The organism is Variovorax sp. 10L421 (assembly GCF_056395365.1).
In genome coordinates, this window is the sequence record NZ_JBFTJJ010000013.1 from 1 (window position 1) to 20316 (window position 20316).

Annotated in this window: 18 protein-coding genes and 1 pseudogene; 5 read left to right on the forward strand and 14 right to left on the reverse strand. The window is 66.1% G+C overall.

What is annotated here, in order from left to right:
- Window positions 1-201, forward strand: a pseudogene (locus tag AC1DFC_RS17510) (peptidoglycan-binding protein); the annotation flags it as partial.
- 132 nt (window positions 202-333) lie between these two features.
- Here AC1DFC_RS17510 and AC1DFC_RS17515 read toward each other — a convergent pair.
- From AC1DFC_RS17515 to AC1DFC_RS17530, 4 genes are all read right to left on the reverse strand, one after another.
- Window positions 334-1818, reverse strand: a complete 1485-nt coding sequence (locus AC1DFC_RS17515) for a DegQ family serine endoprotease (protein WP_007834208.1) — start codon at window positions 1816-1818, stop codon at window positions 334-336.
- Window positions 1819-1880: 62 nt separating this feature from the next.
- A complete protein-coding gene (locus AC1DFC_RS17520; RefSeq protein ID WP_478179672.1) occupies window positions 1881-3266 on the reverse strand; it encodes an ATP-binding protein in 1386 nt (461 codons plus the stop codon).
- 109 nt (window positions 3267-3375) lie between these two features.
- A complete protein-coding gene (locus AC1DFC_RS17525; RefSeq protein ID WP_007834212.1) occupies window positions 3376-4035 on the reverse strand; it encodes a response regulator in 660 nt (219 codons plus the stop codon).
- A gap of 51 nt (window positions 4036-4086) precedes the next feature.
- Entirely contained in the window at window positions 4087-4857 is a 771-nt protein-coding gene (locus AC1DFC_RS17530; RefSeq protein ID WP_007834214.1) for an IclR family transcriptional regulator domain-containing protein, read from the reverse strand.
- Window positions 4858-4989: 132 nt separating this feature from the next.
- Here AC1DFC_RS17530 and pobA point away from each other — a divergent pair, with 132 nt between their 5' ends.
- Window positions 4990-6171: a 4-hydroxybenzoate 3-monooxygenase gene (gene pobA / locus AC1DFC_RS17535; protein WP_007834217.1), complete on the forward strand. Its 1182-nt coding sequence runs from the start codon at window positions 4990-4992 to the stop codon at window positions 6169-6171.
- Here the strand turns inward: pobA and AC1DFC_RS17540 are convergent.
- From AC1DFC_RS17540 to AC1DFC_RS17550, 3 genes are read right to left on the reverse strand one after another with little or no spacing between them, the layout of a single operon-like run.
- Complete coding sequence (locus AC1DFC_RS17540; protein WP_413313184.1) at window positions 6168-6584, reverse strand: SRPBCC family protein; 417 nt, start codon at window positions 6582-6584, stop codon at window positions 6168-6170. The genes pobA and AC1DFC_RS17540 overlap by 4 nt on opposite strands.
- 13 nt (window positions 6585-6597) lie before the next feature.
- Window positions 6598-7476 carry a helix-turn-helix domain-containing protein gene (locus AC1DFC_RS17545; protein ID WP_478179673.1) on the reverse strand — a complete coding sequence of 293 codons (879 nt, stop codon included), beginning with the start codon at window positions 7474-7476 and terminating at the stop codon, window positions 6598-6600.
- A gap of 35 nt (window positions 7477-7511) precedes the next feature.
- The gene (locus AC1DFC_RS17550; RefSeq protein ID WP_478179674.1) at window positions 7512-9845 is read right to left on the reverse strand and encodes a xanthine dehydrogenase family protein molybdopterin-binding subunit; all 2334 of its coding nucleotides are present in this window, start codon (window positions 9843-9845) and stop codon (window positions 7512-7514) included.
- 201 nt (window positions 9846-10046) lie between these two features.
- On the opposite strand from AC1DFC_RS17550, the gene aat reads away from it, so the two are divergent.
- The 3 genes from aat to AC1DFC_RS17565 are packed head-to-tail and all read left to right on the forward strand — an operon-like array spanning window position 10047 to window position 12490.
- Entirely contained in the window at window positions 10047-10802 is a 756-nt protein-coding gene (gene aat, locus AC1DFC_RS17555; protein ID WP_478179736.1) for a leucyl/phenylalanyl-tRNA--protein transferase, read from the forward strand.
- A complete protein-coding gene (locus AC1DFC_RS17560) occupies window positions 10799-11632 on the forward strand; it encodes an arginyltransferase (protein WP_007834223.1) in 834 nt (277 codons plus the stop codon). Before aat ends, AC1DFC_RS17560 begins: the two co-directional genes overlap by 4 nt.
- 30 nt (window positions 11633-11662) lie before the next feature.
- The gene (locus AC1DFC_RS17565) at window positions 11663-12490 is read left to right on the forward strand and encodes an IclR family transcriptional regulator (RefSeq protein WP_056599149.1); all 828 of its coding nucleotides are present in this window, start codon (window positions 11663-11665) and stop codon (window positions 12488-12490) included.
- A gap of 86 nt (window positions 12491-12576) precedes the next feature.
- Here AC1DFC_RS17565 and AC1DFC_RS17570 read toward each other — a convergent pair whose 3' ends face one another.
- The 7 genes from AC1DFC_RS17570 to ilvN all read right to left on the reverse strand — a co-directional run bounded on the left by AC1DFC_RS17570 (window position 12577) and on the right by ilvN (window position 20236).
- Window positions 12577-13767, reverse strand: coding sequence for a serine hydrolase (locus AC1DFC_RS17570; RefSeq protein ID WP_478179675.1), 1191 nt, complete (start codon window positions 13765-13767; stop codon window positions 12577-12579).
- A gap of 116 nt (window positions 13768-13883) precedes the next feature.
- Entirely contained in the window at window positions 13884-15422 is a 1539-nt protein-coding gene (locus tag AC1DFC_RS17575; RefSeq protein WP_007834227.1) for a 2-isopropylmalate synthase, read from the reverse strand.
- A 43-nt stretch (window positions 15423-15465) separates the two neighbouring features.
- Complete coding sequence (gene leuA / locus AC1DFC_RS17580; RefSeq protein WP_007834229.1) at window positions 15466-17169, reverse strand: 2-isopropylmalate synthase; 1704 nt, start codon at window positions 17167-17169, stop codon at window positions 15466-15468.
- A 185-nt stretch (window positions 17170-17354) separates the two neighbouring features.
- Entirely contained in the window at window positions 17355-18179 is an 825-nt protein-coding gene (gene pssA / locus AC1DFC_RS17585) for a CDP-diacylglycerol--serine O-phosphatidyltransferase (protein WP_478179676.1), read from the reverse strand.
- A 185-nt stretch (window positions 18180-18364) separates the two neighbouring features.
- Window positions 18365-19381 (reverse strand): ketol-acid reductoisomerase, encoded by a 1017-nt coding sequence (ilvC, locus tag AC1DFC_RS17590; protein WP_007834233.1) that lies wholly within the window; start codon window positions 19379-19381, stop codon window positions 18365-18367.
- Between the two features lie 49 nt (window positions 19382-19430).
- Entirely contained in the window at window positions 19431-19691 is a 261-nt protein-coding gene (locus AC1DFC_RS17595; RefSeq protein ID WP_007834235.1) for a DUF4282 domain-containing protein, read from the reverse strand.
- Window positions 19692-19744: 53 nt separating this feature from the next.
- Window positions 19745-20236, reverse strand: a complete 492-nt coding sequence (ilvN, locus tag AC1DFC_RS17600) for an acetolactate synthase small subunit (protein ID WP_007834236.1) — start codon at window positions 20234-20236, stop codon at window positions 19745-19747.
- Between the last annotated feature and the right edge of the window lie 80 nt (window positions 20237-20316).

Here is a 20316-nt window from a genome sequence, read left to right on the forward strand (position 1 = left end):
AACACCGCGCAGGGCAAGGTGATTGCCGCGGCCTTCATGGACGCCTTCAACCAGATGGTGCGTTCGCTGCGCAACTACAAGGCGCAGACGGTGCGCGGCCAGGGCCTCGGCGGCGGCGGCCGGTTGGGCGTGGATGGCGGTGCGGCGCCTTCGCAGACCTCCGCGCCAGAAGCGGCTGCGGCGCAGCGCCGCCGCAAGTAGGGGCGCATCGCCGGCCCATCTGCCTCGCTCAGAAGTAGCGCGTCTCGGCCGACGACTCGAACCAGTTGTTGTTGGACGGGCAGCCCCAGGGCCGCCCGCCTGCTGCGCAATCTCGGTTGGCTTTCTTGAGCCTCACCCGATCCGCACGGGCACGAAGATCTTGTCTTCACCGCGCTGGATCAGCAGCGCCACCGACTTGTTGGTCGCCTTCGCCACCACCTCGCGCACCTGCTCCACGCTCTGCGCCGGCGTGCCGTTGATGGCCAGCAGCACGTCGCCCGCCTGCACCCCGGCCTGCGCCGAAGGACCGCCGACATCCTCGATCAGAAGACCGTTCTCGACCGAGGCCTGGCGTTTTTCCTGCGGCTGCAGCTGACGCAGCGCCAGGCCCAGCTTGCCCTGTCCCACGTCGGCATCGGCCTTCGCGACCTTGGCGGGCTTGTCGCTCGCATCGCCCAGCTTGGCCTGCAGTTCCTTGCGTTCGCCCTGGCGCCACACTTCGAGCGCGACCTTCTTGCCCGGCGCTTGCTGGCCGATCACCGCGGGCAGGTCGCCCGAAGAGACGATGGCCTGGCCATCGACCTTGCGGATCACGTCGCCCGCCTTCAGGCCCGCCTTGTCGCCGGGGCCGCCCTTCTCGATGTTGGAGACCAGCGCGCCTTCGGGCTTGTCGAGCTTGAACGAATCGGCAAAGGCCTGGTTCACTTCCTGCACCGCCACACCGAGCCGGCCGTGCGTGGCCTTGCCGGTCGCGACGATCTGGTCCTTCACCTGGATCGCCACATCGATCGGGATCGCGAACGACACGCCCTGGTAGCCACCGCTGCGGCTGTAGATCTGCGAGTTGATGCCGACCACCTCGCCGCGCGTGTTGAGCAGCGGACCGCCGGAGTTGCCGGGGTTCACGGCCACGTCGGTCTGGATGAAGGGCACGTAGCTGTCGTCAGGCAGCGAGCGGCCCTTGGCGCTCACCACGCCGGCCGTCACGGTGTTCTCGAAGCCGAAGGGTGAGCCGATGGCCAGCACCCATTCGCCGACCTTCAGGTCCTTGGTGTTGCCCAGCGCGAGCACGGGCAGGCTCTTCGCATCGATCTTGAGCACCGCGATGTCGGTCTTGGCGTCGGCACCGAGTACCTTGGCGCGGAACTCGCGGCGGTCGGTCAGCTTGACGGTGACCTCCTTCGCGTCCTTCACGACGTGGGCGTTGGTGATGATGATGCCGCTGGGGTCGACGATGAAGCCCGAGCCTTGGGCGCGCACCGGCACGTCGCGCTGCTGTTGCTGCTGGCCGCGCGGGTTGATCTGGCCCTGGAAGCGGCGGAAGAACTGGAACATCGGGTCTTCGGGGTCGATGCCCTGCATCTCGGCCGCCTCGTCATCGGACGCCTTCATCGTGCCCGTCACGCTGATGTTGACCACGGCCGGGCCGTCGCGCGAGGTGATGGTCGAGAAGTCGGGCAGCGTGACCATGGCCGCGGGCGCCGCGGCGGTGGCGTTGGTGGTCGGCGCGCTCACGGCACGGGCACTGGTGTAGGCACCGGCACCGACGGCACCGATCACGCCCGCGCTCGCCAGGGCAATCACCAGGGCGCGGGGCGAAGTCAGACGGGAGTTCATTTGTCGGTTCCTTTCAGGGCGTATGGACGCCAATGCGATGAAAGGAATGTCGCCCCCCCGACTTAAGCGCCGCTTAAACCGGGTCCATCCCCCGGTTCCAGCCCTCTCCCCCTGGGAGAAGGAACGAAGACGACGCGTACCCGCAGGCCGCCCAGGCTCGGAGATTGATCGAGTGCCACCGTTGCCCCATGCAGGTCGGCAATCGACTTGACGATGGCCAGTCCGAGGCCGCTGCCGGATGCCTGCGTTTCACCGGAGCGGTAGAAACGGTCGAGCACGCGCTCGCGCTCGGCCGGAGGCAGACCCGGGCCGCTGTCGTCCACGGTGAGCTCGACCGAGTCGCCTTGCCGGGCGATGCCGATGTCGACGCGGCCCTCCAGCGGCGTGTACTTGATCGCGTTCTCGAGCAGGTTGCGCAGCAGCATGCGCAAGGCCTCGGGCTGGCCGTCGACCACGGCCGCATCGGCATGCGCGATGCCGATGTCGATGCCGCGCGCCTGGGCCGCCGCCACCGCGTCGGACACCGCGAGGCGCGCCACCTCGGACAGGTCGACCGGCTCCGGCTTCGCGCCGGCCGCCATGCTGGCCTCGTGCCGCGCCAGCGCGAGCATCTGCTCGACCAGCCGTGTCGCGCGATCGATGCCCGCCACCAGGCGGTTCACGGCCAGGTCGCGCGACGCACCGTCGGGCGCGCGCTGCAGGCCCTGCACCTGCAGCTTCAGCGCGGCCAGGGGCGAGCGCAACTCATGCGCGGCATCGGCGACGAAGTGCTTCTGCGCATCGAAGGCGTGGCGCACGCGGTCGAACAGCAGGTTCAACTCCTGCACCAGCGGGCGCACCTCCTCGGGCAACCCCTCCTCGCTCACCGGCGACAGGTCGTCGGCCTGCCGCGACGCCACCTGCTTGCGCACGCGCGCCACCGGCGCGAGCGAACGGCTCACCACCCACCAGACGACCAGCATCAGCAGCGGCGCCATCAGCGCGACCGGTGCGATGGTGCGCAGGGCCAGCGTGCCGGCCATGTGGCGCCGCGCCGCCATGTCCTGCGCCACCTGGATCACCAGTCCGCGCGTCTGCATCGAGAACACGCGGTAGGTGGTGCCGCGCGCATGCACGTCGGCGAAGCCCAGCACCGCGAGCTGCGGCAGTGCGGCCTCCTCGGCGGACTCGAAGATGCGCACACCGTCGGCGGTCCACACCTGCACGACGAAATCGAAGTTCTGTTCACCGGTGCCGATGCCGCCCACCGCCGCGCTCGGCGGCAGGCCGGCGCGCAGCGAGAGGGCCATCTGCTGCATGTGGTAATCGAAGATGTCGTCGGCCTCGGCCAGCACCGTGCGGTAGGCGACGAGCGCTTGCGCCCCCGCGGCGAGCACGATCGCCACCAGCAGGAACCAAAGCAGCCGTGCGCGCAGCGAGCCGGTCAATGAGCTCCAAACCTTCTTCATGCGCACTCCGTTCGTGGGACGACATGGAACCGGCTCAGCCGGGCCGCAGGCGTCGCCCCCGGCAGGGGGTAGGCGAAGCGACACGAAATGCGCGAAGCCTGGGGGCGAGTCACAGCTTCGGCACCATGTAGCCAACGCCGCGCACATTGCGGATGAGTTCGGCACCGAGCTTCTTGCGCAGGCCGTGCACGTAGACCTCGACCGCGTTGCTGCTGATCTCGTCCTTCCAGCTATAGAGCTTTTCCTCGAGCTGGGCGCGCGACAGGACCATGCCGGGCCGCGCCAGCAAGGGCTCCAGCACCGCCCACTCGCGCGCAGACAAAACCACCGGCTGGCCCGCCACCGTCACCTCCCGCGTCGCGGGATTGATGCTCACGCCCATGTGCTCGTACACCGGCTCGGCGCGCCCGGCCGCGCGGCGCAGCAAGGCGCGGATGCGAGCCAGCAGCTCGTCGAGGTCGTAGGGCTTGAGCACGTAGTCGTCGGCGCCAGCATCCAGGCCTTCGATGCGCTGCTGCACCGAGTCGCGCGCGGTGGCGATCAGCACGGGCATGCGCTGCTTGCGCGTGCGCAGGTTGCGCAGCACCTCGAGGCCGTCGCGGCGCGGCACGCCGAGGTCGAGCATCACGAGGTCGTATTGCTGGGTGCGCAGGGCCGACTCGGCGGCCTCGCCGTCTTTCACCCAGTCCACCGCGTACTGCTCTGCGCGCAGCAGGTCGAGCACGGCTTCGCCAATCATCACGTCGTCTTCGAGGAGGAGGAGTCGCATGGGTGTGTCCGTTCTCGGGATTCGAGGCCGCGGCGGCGCCGAAAGTTCAGATCAGAGGAGCGAGCGGACTTCGCGCGCCGCCTCGAACAGCAGCGGCAGCATCTCGCGCTGCAGCGTCTCTTCCTGGTAGCGGGTGCCGGACAGCACCACGTTGAGCGCGGCCACTGTGTGGCCCTGCATGTCGCGCAGCGGCACCGCCAGCGCCTGCACGCCGAGTTCGTGCTCTTCGCTGGCAAAGCAATAGTCGTTCTTGCGCACCTGCGCCACCAGCTGCCGCAGGCCCCGCGCCTGCGTCACGGTGTGGGGCGTGAGCCGTGCCAGGTGGCGGCCCTTGAGCCACTGCGTGAACTGGGTCGGCGCCATCGCCGCCAGCAGGACGCGGCCGGTGGAGGTGGCATGCGCAGGCAGCCGCGCACCGAGGTGCAGGCCGTAGGCCAGCACGCGCGTCGGCGTGCCGTAGCTGCCGCTGCGCGCAACGATGACCGCCTCTTCGCCGTCGAGCACCACGGCCGAGAAGGACTCCCCGGTCTGCGCCGCCAGCCGGTTCAGCGTGGGCTGCAGCGCGCGTGGCAGCCGCGACGAAGCGAGGTAGCTGCCCGAGAAGCGCAGCACCTTCGGCGCCATCCAGAAATAGCTGCCATCGGTTTCCAGGTAGCCCAGGTGGGCCAGCGTCAGCAGGTGCCGGCGGGCCGCGGCACGCGTGAGGCCGGCGCGCTCGGCGGCCAGCGTGGCATTGAGGCGCTGGCGTTCGGTGTCGAAGCTTTCGAGCACCGCCATTCCCTTGGCGATGCCCTCGATGAAGTCGGCTCTGGCGATGGTCATTCGTCGTCTGTGGTCGAGTTGTTGCGCGATCATCGCGCACGCATTCGCATGATCGCACAGAGCCTCGCGCAGCGTCCCCACAGACCGCCGAGTGCGCCCTACGCTCCACGAAACCCTCTCGGAGACACGAACATGCGCACACAAGTCGCGATCATCGGCGCCGGCCCAGCCGGCCTACTGCTCGGGCAGCTCCTGCACAAGGCAGGTATCGACAACATCATCGTCGAGCGCCAGAGCGGCGACTACGTGCTGGGCCGCATCCGCGCCGGCGTGCTAGAGCAGGTCACGATGGACCTGCTGGCCCGCGCGGGTGTCGACAGCCGTGCCAAGACCGAGGGGCTCCCGCACGAAGGCATCGAACTGCTGTTCAAGGGCGCGCGCCACCGCATCGACATGCACAGCCTCACGGGTGGCAAGCAGGTGACGGTGTACGGCCAGACCGAGGTGACGCGCGACCTGATGGAAGCGCGCACCGCGGAAGGCCTCACGACGATCTACAGCGCCGCGAACGTGAGCCTGCACGACTTCGATTCGGGCAAGCCGCGCGTGCGCTACGAGAAGGACGGCCGGACGCACGAGATCGAATGCGACTTCATCGCCGGTTGCGACGGCTACCACGGCGTGAGCCGCGCGAGCGTGCCGGCGGATGCGATCCAGACCTACGAGAAGATCTATCCCTTCGGCTGGCTCGGCGTGCTGGCCGACGTGCCGCCGGTGTCGCACGAACTGATCTATGCCAACACCGAACGCGGCTTCGCGCTGTGCAGCATGCGCAGCGCCACGCGCAGCCGCTACTACGTGCAGGTGCCGACCGAAGAGCGCGTGGAAAACTGGAGCGACGAAGCCTTCTGGAACGAACTGCGCGCGCGCCTCGATCCCGAAGCTCGCGCGCATTTGGTGACGGGGCCTTCGCTCGAGAAAAGCATTGCGCCCTTGCGCAGCTTCGTCGCCGAGCCGATGCGCTTCGGTTCGCTGTTCCTCGCGGGCGATGCAGCGCACATCGTGCCGCCTACCGGTGCCAAGGGGCTGAACCTGGCGACTGCCGACGTGGGTTACCTGTCGCGCGCGTTCGAGATCTTCTACGCAGAGAAGTCGGCCTCGGCACTGGATCGCTACTCGGACCTGTGCCTGCGTCGCGTCTGGAAGGCCGAGCGCTTCTCGTGGTGGTTCACCTCGCTGATGCATCGCTTTCCGGAGACGGGCGCCTTCGGCCAGAAGATCCAGGAGGCCGAACTCGACTACCTCGTGCACTCGACCGCCGCCTCTACCTCGCTGGCGGAGAACTACGTCGGCCTGCCGCTCGAAGACTTCTAGGCGGCTGCCGAAGCGGAGCGGCCCTCGAGCGCGGCCTTCATGGCCATCCCACCCTGCGCCATCATCGGCTCGATGTAGGCCGCGATGGCGTCGGGCAGCACGTCGGTGATCCAGACGAAGCGAGAACGGCCTTCTCCCTCGGTGAAAACCTGCGCGGAAGCATGGTGATGGGCGGCCTGCCCGCCGGTGACGGTGTAGGCCAGCCGCCGATGGGCGTCGTCGATGCCGACCAGCATTTCGCGCGCGACAAGGCCGTTGGCGAAAGTGAGGATGCGGGCGCCTTCGGCGTCGATCGTGCAGCCGGTGAGAAAACCCGGTGCCAGCCGCGTGTGCACCGCCTTGAAGTCGCGCAGCGCATCCCATACCCGGGCCGCATCCGCCTCGACGATGAATTCCTTGTAGACCGTGGCCATGGCAAACCTCGCTTCAGGGGTTGATCAGGCGGTCATCATCGAGGAGCGCGGCGATGCGGTCTTGGAAAATCCTGCGGTCGCCCCGGGCCGCCTTGCGAAAGCCCCCCGGCGACACGCCGGCAGCGCGGCGGAAGGTGCGCACGAAGTTGCTGAGGTCGGCAAAGCCCACGTCGAGCGCCACCTCGGTCACGGGCCGGCTGTCGTCGTCGGCCAGCAGGCGCGCGGCATGCCGCAGGCGCGAGCGCACGAGGTACTGGTGCGGTGTGACGCCCAGTACCTGAGAGAAGAGCCGCAGGAAGTGGAACGAACTCAAGCCGGTTTCGGCGGCGGCGCCATCGAGGCCGATGTCGTGCTGCGAATGCGCGTCGATCCACATCGCGGCATCGACCGCGCGGCGGCGGTCGCGCGGTACGGCCGTGGACGCGGAGCCGGACTTGGCTCGGTCGGACACGACTTCGACGAAGCGGCTCGCGAACCACATGCCGAGTTCGTCCAGGCCCACGTCGCTGTGCCCATCGGCCGCGGCCTGCGCGAGTTCGCCGATCACCACGAGTTCGGCCAGGGGTGGCAAGCCGCCGGTGCGCCAGGTCTTCCGGTCGCCGCCGATCAGGTCGACAAAGCCCGGCGACAGGTGGAAGGCCAGGCACTCGTCGCCGCAGACATGGTGGTCGTGCGTGCAGACGTACTCGTCGCCCGGGCAACCGACCAGCACCGATCCGGCGACCAGTTCGTAGGCTTGGCCGCGCGTGCGGTAGCCGAAGCTGCCCTTGCGCACATACGAGACCGAATAGCCTTCATGCAGTTCGGCGAAGGGCTGCGCATCGGGCCCCGCGTCGCAGCGGTAGCTGGCGACGCGGATCGGGTCGGTCTGCAGTTCGGTGGTTACGAGCATGGCTTGCGCCTTTCAGGTCCACCGCACCGCAATGCTCAGTCGATGGTCTGCATGGCCTGCCACACGCGCGCCGGGCTCAGCGGCATGTGCAGGCGCGGCGCGCGCGTGGCGAGGCCATTGCGTGCAAAGGCATCGGCCACCGCATTGACGATGGCCGGCGTGGCGCCGATGGTGCCGAGCTCGCCCACGCCCTTCACGCCCAGCGGGTTGTTCTTGCACGGCGTCGATTCGTCCATCTCCATCTGGAACATCGTGTCGACGATGTCGGCGCGCGGGGCCGCGTAGTCCATCAGGCTGCCGGTGACGGGCTGGCCGGTTTCGTTGTCGTACACCACCTGCTCGTACAGCGCCTGCCCGATACCCTGCACCGCGCCGCCCTCGAGTTGGCCGCGCACGATCATCGGATTGATGACCCGGCCCACGTCGTTGACCGAGCTGTAGGCCACCACGCTGATCTCGCCGGTGGGCGGATCGATCTCGATCTCGCAGATGTGGCAGCCGTTGGGCCAGGTCGGGCCGGCCACGGTGCTGGTGGAGTCGACGAAGATCTCGCGCTCGGGCTGCTTGGCGGCAAGCGCAAAGAGGTCGAGTTCGAGGTCGGTGCCGGCCACGTTGAAGACGCCGCGGCTGTAGACGATGTCGTCGATGGAGGCCTCGAACTCCTGCGCGGCGAGTTCGCGCGCCTTGTCGATGGTGCGCTCGGCACCGACGCGCACGGCCGAGCCGCCGGTGAACAGCGAGCGAGAACCGGCGCTGCCGAAGCCGTCGCCGCGGTCGGTATCGCCGAGCACCACGCGCACCTTCTCGATGGGCACGCCGAAGGCATCGACCGCGAGTTGCGCAAGCGAAGTGGCAATGCCCTGCCCCATGGCGTTGACGGCGGAAAACACCTCGATCACGCCATCGGCCTGCACCGAGACCGTGACACGCTCCTCGAACACATTGCCGCCTGTCCATTCGAGGAAGGTGGCGATGCCCAGGCCGCGGTGCCTGCCCTTGCTGGCCGAGTTGGCCGCGCGGGTCTCGAAGCCCTCCCAGTCGGCGAGCGTCAGCGCCTGGTCCATCACCGACTCGAAGTTGCCGGTGTCGTAGGTCTGCGCCATCGGGTTCTGGTACGGCATCTGCTCGGGGCGGATGAAATTGCGGCGGCGCAGCGCGATGCGGTCGATACCGGTCTGGCGCGCGGCCTCGTCCATCAGCCGCTCGATGGTGAAGATGGCCTCGGGGCGCCCTGCTCCGCGATAGGCGCCGGTGGGCGCGGTGTTGGTGAGCACCGCCTTGAAATGGAAGTCGATGGTCTGGATGTCGTAGACGCTGGTCTGCACCCAGGGGCCGATCAACAGCTGGATCGCGACACCGGTGCCAGTGGCGTAGGCGCCTACGTTGGCCAGCGTCTTGATGCGCAGGGCCAGGATCTTGCCGTCGGCGTCGAGCGCCATTTCGGCGCGCGCCTCGATGTCGCGCCCGTGCGCGCTCGACAGGAACTCCTCGCTGCGCTCGGCCACCCACTTCACCGGCCGGTCCACCTGCAGTGCGGCGAAGGCGACCGCAATGTCTTCAGGGTAGGCACCGGTCTTCATGCCGAAGCCGCCACCGACGTCGCCAACCACCACGCGCACCTTTTCCTTTGGAAGGCCGATGGCGGCACAGACGGAATCGCGTACGCCGGAGGGCATCTGCGTGCTCATGCGGATCGTGAGGCGGCCGGTTTCGGGGTCGCGCGCCGCCAGCACGGAACGCGGCTCGATCGTCAGGGCGACCACACGCTGGTTGTGCACGTCGAGCGCCACCACATGGGCGGCCTTGGCGAAGGCCGCGGTCGCGGCCTCGCTGCTGCCGTGGCGCATTTCGGCGGCGATGTTGCCCGACGCTTCTTCGCACAACAGCGGTGCATCGCTGGCGATGGCACTCTCAAGGTCGACCACCATGGGCAGGTCTTCGTAGTCCACCATGATGGCCTCGGCGGCATCGCGGGCCTGCTGCACCGTATCGGCCACCACGGCGGCCACGACTTCGCCGACGAAGCGTGCGCGCTCGTGCGCGATGGCATAGCGCGGCGGGCTGGCGCTGTCGCTGCCGTCCGCCCGCTTGAAGCCCGCGGCGCCCGGCAGGGGCTTGACGCCGGCCTCGGCCATCTCGGCACCGGTAATCACGCGCAGCACGCCGGGCATGGCGGCGGCGGCGCTGGTGTCGATGGAGAGAATACGCGCGTGCGGATAGGAGGATCGCAGGAAGACGAGATGCGCCTGCTCGGGAAGCGTGACGTCGTCGGTGTAGCGTCCGGCGCCTGACAGCAGGCTTTCGTCCTCGAGGCGGCGCACCGCCTGGCCGCTGCCGAAGCGCGTGGGATTGGGTTCAGTGGTCAACATGGTCCTCTTGTGCTCATCCCCGGCGTGTGCGCGGGCCTGCCTGATCTGCTTGTGGAAGCTGCGATTGCAAGCTGTGGACTATAGGGTTTTCGGCGGGTTTTGTGGTGCCGCAGCGTGAGGGCCGAACCTTGTGGCGCGTCAGCGGTGTGCGATTTTCACCCGGCTGGATTCGGTTTCGCGAAGCCGTGTATACCTATGCCCATGCGACAACTGCCTTGGCTCGAACCCGGAGACGCCCTGCCCGACCCCGCCTCTGCCTGGGGCGTGGCCGACCCCGTCCCCGGGCTGCTGGCGGCCGGTGGGGCGCTCGATGTCGATACTTTGATGCAGGCCTATGGCAACTGCGTCTTCCCCTGGTTCAGCGAAGACCAGCCGATTCTGTGGTGGAGCCCGGACCCCCGCATGGTGCTGCAGGTGGCGGAGTTCAAGCTGCACCGGTCGCTGCGCAAGACGCTGTTGCGCTTCATGGAGACACCTGGATGCGAGGTGCGCATCGACCATGACTTCGCGGCCGTCATCAAGGCCTGTTCGGCCTCGCCGCGCGTCGGCCAGTCGGGCACATGGATCGTGCCGGACATGGTCAGGGCCTATACGGATTTGCACGACGCCGGCCATGCCCACAGCGTCGAGACCTGGATCGACGGCAAGCTCGCGGGCGGACTCTACTGCGTAGCCCTGGGCCGCGCGGTGTTCGGCGAGTCGATGTTCACCCGCCGGCCGGACGCCTCGAAGATCGCACTGGCCGCGCTCGTGGCGCTGTGCCGGCATGCCGGCGTCCAGATGATCGACTGCCAGCAGAACACCTCCCATCTCGCGAGCCTCGGCGCCCACGAGATGGCGCGCAAACGCTTCGTCGCACACGTGGCGCGGGTACGGCAACAGGAGGGCCCACGCTGGCGATTCGACCCCGTATACTGGTCCGAACTCCTTTCCGCGCGACCTCTTTCACCGACGTGACGCACCTCAAGGACCTTCCGCTTCACACGCTGCAGTTCTACGCAACGGCGCCCTACCCCTGCAGCTATCTGCCGGACCGGCAGGCCCGCTCGCAGGTGGCCACGCCCAGCCACCTGATCCACAACGACGCCTATTCAGACCTGGTGCTCAGCGGCTTCCGGCGCAGCGGCATGTTCACCTACCGCCCCTATTGCGACGGCTGCCGGGCATGCATTCCGCTGCGGGTGCTGGCCAACAGTTTCCGGCCCACGCGCAGCCAGCGCCGCGCGCTCAAACAGCATGCCGGCCTGCAGGCGCGCGTGCTCAAGCTGTGCTTCATGCCCGAGCACTACCAGCTCTATCTGCGCTACCAGACCGGCCGCCACGCGGGCGGCGGCATGGACCACGACAGCATCGACCAGTACACCCAGTTCCTGCTGCAGAGCCGTGTGAACTCCCGGCTGGTGGAGTTCCGCGAAACGCTGCCCGACGGCAGTGCGGGCGCGCTCAGGATGGTGTCCATCCTCGACGTGCTGAACGACGGCATCTCGGCCGTCTACACCTTCTACGAGCCCGATACCCGCGCCGCGCCGGGCCGTCTCGAGCAAGCGGACGGCCCCCAGGGGGGGCAGCGAGAACACGAAGGGTCGAGCGTGGGGGCAATCTCCACCGGCTACGGCACCTACAGCGTGCTCTGGCAGATCGAGCAGGCCCGCAAGCTGGGGCTGCCGCACGTCTACCTCGGGTACTGGATCGAACACAGCCCGAAAATGAGCTACAAGGCGCGTTTCTCCCCGCACGAAGTATTGGTGGATGGACACTGGCAGGCGCCGGGCGATTTCACAAGGTAAAATGGCGCCCGGTCATCACCGCAGAGCGCCATGAGAAAAAACCAATCCGACATTCCCGCCGTTCCCGTGATCCAGGTGATCGAGCGCATGTTCGCGCTGATCGATGTCCTGGCATCCCGCGAGGAGGCGATTTCGCTGAAGGAAATCAGCGAAAAGACCGGGCTTCATCCCTCGACCACGCACCGTATCCTCAACGACCTGGCGGTCGGCCGCTTCGTCGACCGGCCCGAAGCCGGAAGCTACCGGCTGGGCATGCGCCTGCTGGAGCTGGGCAACCTGGTGAAGGGCCGGCTCAACGTGCGCGATGCAGCACTCGGCCCGATGCGCGAGTTGCACAAGCTGACGCAGCAGCCCGTCAACCTCAGCATGCGCCAGGGCGACGAAATCGTGTACATCGAGCGCTCCTACAGCGAGCGCTCGGGCATGCAGGTGGTCCGGGCCATCGGCGGACGGGCCGCCCTGCACCTGACCTCGACGGGCAAGCTGTTCCTGGCGGCGGACGATCCGCAGCGGGTGCGCAGCTATGCCACGCGCACGGGCCTGGCGGGCCACACGCGCAACAGCATCACCCAGTTGCCGGCGCTGGAGCGTGAGCTGTCGAAGGCGCGCCAGTACGGCATCGCCCGCGACAACGAGGAACTGGAACTGGGCGTGCGCTGCATGGCTGCCGGCATCTACGACGATCAGGGCAAGCTGGTGGCGGGCCTGTCGATCTCGGCGCCGGCCGACCGGCTGGACGAAGGCTGGCTGCCCAAGCTTCAGGCCACGGCCAATGAAATCTCGGGCGCGCTGGGCTTCAAGGACGGAATGGCCGTCACGCCGTCGCCCACGAGCAGCAGCACCCCGCCGGCAGGCTGACCCAAAGAAGAAGGCCGGCCTCAAAAGCAAACAGGCCCTGCGAAGGGCCTGTTTTCATTGCGGTCTGACGGACTGTTGCGAATCGATCAGCCGGCCACCTGGTAGCTGGTATTGCGCGAAGAAGCGGCTGGCGTACCGTTGGCATGGGTGGCCTCCACCCAGCGGCGAACCCGCTCGGCGTCGGCGATGCGGCTGAACTTGCCGGCCGAATCCAGGAACACCATGATCAGCTTGCGCCCGGCCACCCGGGCCTGCATCACGAGGCACTGGCCGGCTTCGGAGATGTAGCCGGTCTTCTGCACGCCGATTTCCCAATCGGGGCTCTTCACGAGGCGGTTGGTCGTGTTGAACTGCAGCACGCGGTTGCCGACCTCGACCTGGTACTCAGGCGAAGTGGACAGGGAACGCACCGTGGCATCGGAGTAGGCAGCATTGACCAGCAGCGCCAGGTCTTGCGCGCTCGACTGGTTGCGGCTCGACAGGCCGGTGGGCTCCACGTAGCTCGTGTCCTTCATGCCGAGCATCTTGGCCTTGGCATTCATGATGCTCACGAAGGTCGTCAGGCCACCCGGGTAGGTGCGGCCCAGCGCGTGCGCGGCGCGGTTTTCGCTCGACATCAGCGCCAGGTGGAGCAGTTCGCCGCGCGAGAGCGTGGTGCCGACCGTCAGGCGCGAACTGCTGCGCTTTTCGGTGTCGACGTCGTCCTGCGTGATGGTGATGAGTTCGTCGTTCGGCAGATGGGCCTCGCTGATGAGCAGGCCGGTCATGAGCTTGGTGAGCGATGCAATCGGCAGCACGGCATGGTCGTTCTTGCTGAACAGCACTTCGTGCGTGTCCTGGTCGACGACCAGCGCAACGCTCGACTTCAGGTCGAGCACGTCCTCGGTGCCATGCAGGCCAGCCATCTGGCCGAAAGATTGGCGCGGCGCCTCTGTGACACGAACCACCGAGCGGCGCTGCACGGCCACTACAGTCTTGCCGTTCCTCTTGCGGATGGTGGCCACGACATTGCGGCCGCCACGAACCACCTTGTCCGCTTTTTCGTTGTTCTCGGCCCGTCCGGCACGCGCCGTCTTGGACGATGCGCTGCGCTTGACCTCGACCGGCACCGGCCCCTTCGCCTTCTTGGCAACGGTGGCTTTGGCGACAGGCTTTTCTTTCTTCGCGGCCTGGGCGCCAGGCAGCAAAAACGCCGCGGCGCACAGCGCAACGGCGAGCATTTTGAGTGCGGGTAGAAACCGCTGGCTGGAAACTCGGCGGAGACGGGCTTCAGACATTTATAAATCTCCAGCGGCGACAAACGAGGACCGCAGTGTATCGAAATCAAAAAAGGCACGCAATATCAGTTACTTGCGTCCTCTTCTTCAATCGAAAATCAAGGATCGCCTAAAACCTAACCCTGTGCTGCAACTCTCTCAGCTTGGCTCTGTAACTTGTTGAGCGCGCTCAAATAAGCCTTTGCCGAAGCGACCACGATGTCCGGGTCTGCACCCACACCGTTGACCACCCGCCCTGCGTTTTGTAACCGAACTGTAACCTCCCCTTGGCTTTCCGTCGAGCCACTGATGGCATTGACAGAGTAAAGAACCATTTCGGCGCCGCTCTTGACGTGCGACTCGATGGCTTTCAGGGAAGCATCAACCGGGCCATTCCCGTCGGATTCGCCGGTGACTTCCTTGCCCTGGACGGTGAACACGACCTTCGCCTGGGGGCGCTCGCCGGTTTCGCTGTGCTGGGAGAGAGAAACGAAAGCAAACTGCTCACCAACGTTCGACACCTCTTCCGCGCTGACGAGCGCTAGGATGTCCTCGTCGAAAATTTCCGACTTACGGTCGGCCAGCTCCTTGAACCGGAGGAACGCGGCATTGATGTCGCCCTCGCTTTCCATGGCCACGCCCAGCTCCTGCAGTCGCTGCTTGAAGGCATTGCGGCCGCTGAGCTTGCCAAGCACGATCTTGTTGGCCGCCCATCCCACGTCCTCCGCGCGCATGATCTCGTAGGTGTCGCGCGCCTTGAGCACGCCGTCCTGGTGAATGCCCGAGGCGTGCGCGAAGGCGTTGGCCCCCACCACCGCCTTGTTGGGCTGCACCACGAAGCCGGTGGTCTGGCTGACCATGCGGCTCGCGGCCACGATGTGCTGCGTGTCGATGCGCAGGTCGAGCCCGAAATAATCCTTGCGGGTCTTCACCGCCATGACCACTTCCTCGAGCGAGCAGTTGCCCGCGCGCTCGCCCAGCCCGTTGATGGTGCATTCCACCTGGCGCGCGCCGCCGATCTTCACGCCCGCCAGCGAATTCGCCACGGCCATGCCGAGGTCGTTGTGGCAGTGCACCGACCAGATCGCCTTGTCGCTGTTGGGAATGCGCTCGCGCAGCATCTTGATGAAGTTGCCGTAGAGCTCGGGAACGGCGTAGCCGACAGTGTCCGGCACGTTGATGGTGGTGGCACCTTCGTTGATCACGGTTTCGAGCACCCGGCACAGGAAGTCCGGGTCGCTGCGATAGCCGTCTTCGGGGCTGAACTCCACGTCCGCCAGCTGGTTGCGCGCGAAACGCACGGCCAGCTTGGCCTGCTCGTGCACTTCGTCGGGCGACATGCGCAGCTTCTTCTCCATGTGAAGCGGCGAGGTCGCGATGAAGGTGTGGATGCGCCCGCGGGCCGCGCCCTTGAGGGCCTCGGCCGCGCGCGCAATGTCGCGGTCGTTGGCGCGCGAAAGGCCGCACACCGTCGAGTCCTTGATCGCATTGGCAATCGCCTTTACGGCCTCGAAGTCGCCGTTCGAGCTGGCGGGAAAGCCGGCTTCGATGACGTCGACCTTCAGCCGCTCCAGCAGCTTGGCGATGCGCATCTTTTCATCGCGCGTCATCGAGGCGCCGGGCGACTGCTCCCCGTCGCGCAGGGTGGTGTCGAAAATAATGAGTTGGTCGGTCATCGTGGATCTCCTGTGTTCGTTCCCACCTTGCGCGTCGGCAGCGTCAGGCGGCTTCAACCACCGATTGTGCGCCGTGTGCGCCCAAGGCACGAGCACGCTGCACGCCCGAGACAATTGCCTTCAGCGACGCCGTGATCACGTTCGCGTCGATGCCCACGCCGAACAGCGTGCGGCTTTCGTCGACGCGCAGTTCGAGGTAAGCCACGGACTTCGCATCGGCGCCGGCGCCGATGGCATGCTGGTGGTAGTCCATCACGCGTACCGTATGGCCGGTGGCCTGGCTCAGTGCTTGCGTGAAGGCGTCGATGGGGCCGTTGCCGCGGCCTTCGATGGCATGGGTTTCACCGTTCCACGACAGGTCGCCGCGCAGGACCACGGAGGCGCTGGCGCCCTCGCCTTCTTCCTCGATCACGCGGTGCTGCAGTGCCTGAGCGGTCTCGATGCCGTACTCGCGCACGAACAACTGCCAGAGGTCGGCGGCGGTGAGCTCCTTGCCGGCAACGTCCATCACGCGTTGCACGGTCTGCATGAATTCCATCTGCAGGCGGCGCGGCATCTCGAGGCCATATTCGCTCTCGAGCAGGTAGGCCATGCCCCCCTTGCCGGACTGGCTGTTGACGCGGATCACGGCTTCATAGCTGCGGCCCACATCCTTCGGGTCGATGGGGAGATAAGGCATGTCCCAGATGTCGCCTTCCCTGCGCGCGGCGAAGGCCTTCTTGATCGCGTCCTGATGCGAGCCCGAGAACGAGGTGTAGACGAGGTCGCCCACATACGGATGGCGCGGGTGCACGGGAATCTGGTTGCAGTGCTCGACGGTGGTACGGATCTCGTCGATATTCGAAAAATCGAGCTCGGGCGAAACGCCTTGTGTGTAGAGGTTGAGCGCGACGTTCACGAGATCAAGGTTGCCGGTGCGCTCGCCATTGCCGAACAGACAGCCCTCAATGCGCTCGGCGCCGGCCATCAAGGCCAGTTCGCCGGCCGCGGTGCCGGTGCCGCGGTCGTTGTGCGGATGCACGCACAGCACGATCGAATCGCGGCGCGCAAGGTTGCGGTGCATCCACTCGATCATGTCGGCGAAGATGTTCGGCGTTGAATGCTCCACCGTCGTGGGCAGGTTCACGATGCATTTGCGCTGCGGCGTCGGGGCCCAGACCTCGGTTACCGCATCGACCACGCGCTTCGAGAACATCACGTCGGTGCCGGAGAACATCTCGGGCGAGTACTGGAAGGTCCACTGCGTGTTCGGCTGCCTGGCGGCGAACTCGTTGAACATGCGGGCATGGCTGCTGGCCAGCTCGACGATCTGGTCTTCGTCCATGCCGAGCACCACGCGGCGCATCACGGGCGCCACGGCGTTGTAGAGGTGCACGATGGCGCGCGGTGCGCCCTGCAGCGATTCGAAGGTGCGTTCGATGAGATGGTCGCGCGCCTGCGTCAGCACCTGGATCGTCACGTCGTCGGGAATGCGGTCTTCCTCGATGAGCTTGCGCACGAAGTCGAATTCGACCTGCGAGGCAGAGGGAAAGCCGACTTCGATTTCCTTGAAGCCGATGGCCACGAGGGTTTCGAACATGCGCATCTTGCGCGCGATGTCCATGGGCTCGACCAGCGCCTGGTTGCCATCACGCAGGTCGGTCGACAGCCAGATCGGCGCCTTGGTCAGCACGGCATCGGGCCAGGTGCGGTCCTTGAGGCCGATCGGGGCGAATGCGCGGTATTTGCTTTGAGGTTGCTTGAGCATGTCGATTTCTCTGAGATGGTTGGTAATCAACCAGCAACCCCAAAAACAAACGGCCCGTTGCTGGTGCGAACGGGCCGTGGTGAGGGATTTGCGCGCGCGCTACCGTCTCCGCCCGTGAGGGAGGGCTAGTAGGGCCAGCAGCGAAATCTTGGTCATGAGGGCTGTGAATGTAGCACAAGCCGCCGTCAGTTATGCAAGCCCCGTTCGTCCGGCTCTTCGGTCGAGGTGCTGATCACGCTCGCCGGCTGCCCCTTGGCCTTGCGCCACGCATAGACCACGTAGCCACTCAGGCCGTACATGACGAAAAGGCCGAACAGCACGGTGGGCGGATGGATGTTGATGACCGCGATCCCGAGCGCTATGAGCACGATTGCGGCAAAGGGCACGCTCTTCTTCATCTGGATGTCCTTGAAGCTGTAGAACGGCGCATTGGTGACCATCGTGAGGCCCGCATACAGCGTGAAGGCAAAGGTGACCCAGGTGATCTGCGTCCACGAGAGATACAGCACCTCCCCGCCGCGCTTGCCCCATTCGTCCACGAGCCAGATGAAGCCTGCCACCAGTGCAGCAGCCGCGGGCGACGGCAGCCCCTGGAACCAGCGCTTGTCGACCACGCCGGTGTTCACGTTGAAGCGCGCGAGCCGCAGCGCCGCGCAGGCGCAATACACGAAGGCGGCGATCCAGCCCCAGCGGCCCAGGCCCTTGAGCGACCACTCGTAGGCGATGAGCGCCGGCGCGGCGCCAAACGACACCATGTCGGACAGCGAATCCATCTGCTCGCCGAACGCGCTCTGCGTGTTGGTCATGCGGGCCACGCGCCCGTCCAGGCTGTCGAGAATCATCGCGGCGAACACACCGAGCGCCGCGAGGTCGAATCGCGCATTCATGGCCATCACGACCGAGTAGAAACCGCCGAACAACGCCGCGAGCGTGAACAGGTTCGGCAGGACGTAGATGCCCTTGCGGCGCTTGCGCGGCTGCACGTCGTCGGGAATCGTATCGTCATGCATTGGAATGGCCTCCATCGCTCGCGGGCGCTGCGCGGTCAGCTATCCATTCGATAGCATCTATGTCTGTGAGTCGCATGGCTTGCAGTGTAGTTCAGGGGACCTCTTCGGCCCCTGCAAACAAAAGGGCCACCGCGACGGGTGGCCCTTGGGAAACGGGTGCCGAAAGCACCCTCTCGCCGGGAAGATCAGTTGCGGGTCTGATCGACCAGCTTGTTCTTCTTGATCCAGGGCATCATCGCGCGCAGCTTTTCGCCGACGACTTCGATCTGGTGCTCTGCATTCAGGCGGCGGCGGCTGATCAGCGCAGGCTGGCCGGCAGCGGCCTCGAGCACGAAGCTCTTGGCGTATTCGCCGGTCTGGATGTCGCGCAGCACTTGCTTCATGACCTTCTTGGTCTCGTCGGTCACGATGCGCGGGCCCGTGACGTACTCGCCGTATTCGGCGTTGTTCGAGATCGAGTAGTTCATGTTGGCGATGCCGCCTTCATAGATCAGGTCGACGATCAGCTTGAGTTCGTGCAGGCATTCGAAGTAGGCCATTTCGGGCGCGTAGCCGGCTTCCACCAGCGTTTCGAAGCCGGCCTTGATCAGCTCGACCGTACCGCCGCACAGAACCGCTTGTTCGCCGAACAGGTCGGTCTCGGTTTCTTCGCGGAAGTTGGTCTCGATGATGCCGGCCTTGCCGCCACCGTTGGCGGTGGCGTAGCTCAGCGCGAGGTCACGCGCCTTGCCGGTCTTGTCCTGGTGCACGGCCACGAGGTGGGGCACGCCGCCGCCTTGGGTGTAGGTGCTGCGCACCGTGTGGCCGGGGGCCTTGGGAGCCACCATCCACACGTCGAGGTCGGCGCGCGGCTGAACGAAGCCGTAGTGCACGTTGAAGCCGTGCGCGAAGACGAGCGAAGCGCCTTCCTTGATGTGCGGGGCCACGTCGTTCTTGTAGACGTTGGCGATCTGCTCGTCAGGCAACAGGATCATGACCACGTCGGCCGCCTTCACGGCGTCGGCGACTTCGGCGACCTGCAGGCCGGCCTTGCCGACCTTGTCCCACGAAGCACCGCCCTTGCGCAGGCCGACCACGACCTTGACGCCGCTGTCGTTCAGGTTCTGCGCGTGCGCATGGCCTTGCGAGCCGTAACCGATGATTGCCACCGTCTTGCCCTTGATGAGGCTCAGGTCCGCGTCTTTGTCGTAGTAAACCTTCATGTATTTCTCCTAAAAAATCTCAAGCACCCGCAGAGCGGGTGAATTTCACTCAGAGGCCGGAGGAATTCCGGTCCTTCATTTGCTGGTTGATGGACACGAGGCTGTCGTGGATGCGGAACAGCACGATGAGCAGTTCGCTGTAGATGCGAACACCGATGGCACCGAAGATCAGGAACGTGAAGGCCGGCAGGTACTGGCGCTGGTAGAGCGCCGCCCCCGCAAGGACAATCACGCCCAGCAGGCCGAGAAAGTAGAGCACCCGGACGATCGCGGGAGTCACCATCCTGTCGAAACCGAGCAGACCTCGCATCACTTTTGCCTCATGTGTGGATGAACGAATGAACTGAGGGCGCCTTCACCCTCCTACACGCGCAGAATGCGCTCGCCGCGGCCGATGCCGCTGGCACCGGTACGGACAGTCTCGAGGATAGCGCTACGTTCGATCGCTTCCAGAAAAGCGTCGTTCTTGCCATGGTCGCCAGTGAGTTCGATGGTGTAGCTCTTGTCGGTCACGTCGATGATGCGGCCGCGAAAAATTTCGGCCATGCGCATCATTTCCTCGCGCTCCTTACCGACCGCGCGCACCTTCACCATCATGAGCTCGCGCTCGGTGTAGGCGCCTTCGGTCAGGTCGACGACCTTCACGACTTCGATCAGGCGGTTCAGGTGCTTGGTGATCTGCTCGATCACGTCGTCGGAACCGGTCGTGACGATGGTCATGCGCGAGAGGCTCGCGTCCTCCGTGGGTGCGACCGTCAGCGATTCGATGTTGTAGCCACGGGCCGAGAACAGGCCCACCACGCGGGAAAGAGCACCCGGCTCGTTTTCCAGCAGCACTGCAATGATGTGTTTCATGTTTGCGTGACTCCTCTTTTCGCCGCCCTCCCCCGCGCACGGTAATGCGCGGGCTTGGCGGGCAATAGATTCGTCAGTAA

What these genes read in the sequence shown, in the direction of transcription:
- AC1DFC_RS17515 (WP_007834208.1), bottom strand. Translation starts at nt 1,818, where the DNA reads ATGAACTCCCGTCTGACTTCGCCCCGCGCCCTGGTGATTGCCCTGGCG.
- AC1DFC_RS17520 (WP_478179672.1), bottom strand. Translation starts at nt 3,266, where the DNA reads ATGAAGAAGGTTTGGAGCTCATTGACCGGCTCGCTGCGCGCACGGCTG.
- AC1DFC_RS17525 (WP_007834212.1), bottom strand. Translation starts at nt 4,035, where the DNA reads ATGCGACTCCTCCTCCTCGAAGACGACGTGATGATTGGCGAAGCCGTG.
- AC1DFC_RS17530 (WP_007834214.1), bottom strand. Translation starts at nt 4,857, where the DNA reads ATGACCATCGCCAGAGCCGACTTCATCGAGGGCATCGCCAAGGGAATG.
- pobA (WP_007834217.1), top strand. Translation starts at nt 4,990, where the DNA reads ATGCGCACACAAGTCGCGATCATCGGCGCCGGCCCAGCCGGCCTACTG.
- AC1DFC_RS17540 (WP_413313184.1), bottom strand. Translation starts at nt 6,584, where the DNA reads ATGGCCACGGTCTACAAGGAATTCATCGTCGAGGCGGATGCGGCCCGG.
- AC1DFC_RS17545 (WP_478179673.1), bottom strand. Translation starts at nt 7,476, where the DNA reads ATGCTCGTAACCACCGAACTGCAGACCGACCCGATCCGCGTCGCCAGC.
- AC1DFC_RS17550 (WP_478179674.1), bottom strand. Translation starts at nt 9,845, where the DNA reads ATGTTGACCACTGAACCCAATCCCACGCGCTTCGGCAGCGGCCAGGCG.
- aat (WP_478179736.1), top strand. Translation starts at nt 10,047, where the DNA reads ATGCGACAACTGCCTTGGCTCGAACCCGGAGACGCCCTGCCCGACCCC.
- AC1DFC_RS17565 (WP_056599149.1), top strand. Translation starts at nt 11,663, where the DNA reads ATGAGAAAAAACCAATCCGACATTCCCGCCGTTCCCGTGATCCAGGTG.
- AC1DFC_RS17570 (WP_478179675.1), bottom strand. Translation starts at nt 13,767, where the DNA reads ATGTCTGAAGCCCGTCTCCGCCGAGTTTCCAGCCAGCGGTTTCTACCC.
- AC1DFC_RS17575 (WP_007834227.1), bottom strand. Translation starts at nt 15,422, where the DNA reads ATGACCGACCAACTCATTATTTTCGACACCACCCTGCGCGACGGGGAG.
- leuA (WP_007834229.1), bottom strand. Translation starts at nt 17,169, where the DNA reads ATGCTCAAGCAACCTCAAAGCAAATACCGCGCATTCGCCCCGATCGGC.
- pssA (WP_478179676.1), bottom strand. Translation starts at nt 18,179, where the DNA reads ATGCATGACGATACGATTCCCGACGACGTGCAGCCGCGCAAGCGCCGC.
- ilvC (WP_007834233.1), bottom strand. Translation starts at nt 19,381, where the DNA reads ATGAAGGTTTACTACGACAAAGACGCGGACCTGAGCCTCATCAAGGGC.
- AC1DFC_RS17595 (WP_007834235.1), bottom strand. Translation starts at nt 19,691, where the DNA reads ATGCGAGGTCTGCTCGGTTTCGACAGGATGGTGACTCCCGCGATCGTC.
- ilvN (WP_007834236.1), bottom strand. Translation starts at nt 20,236, where the DNA reads ATGAAACACATCATTGCAGTGCTGCTGGAAAACGAGCCGGGTGCTCTT.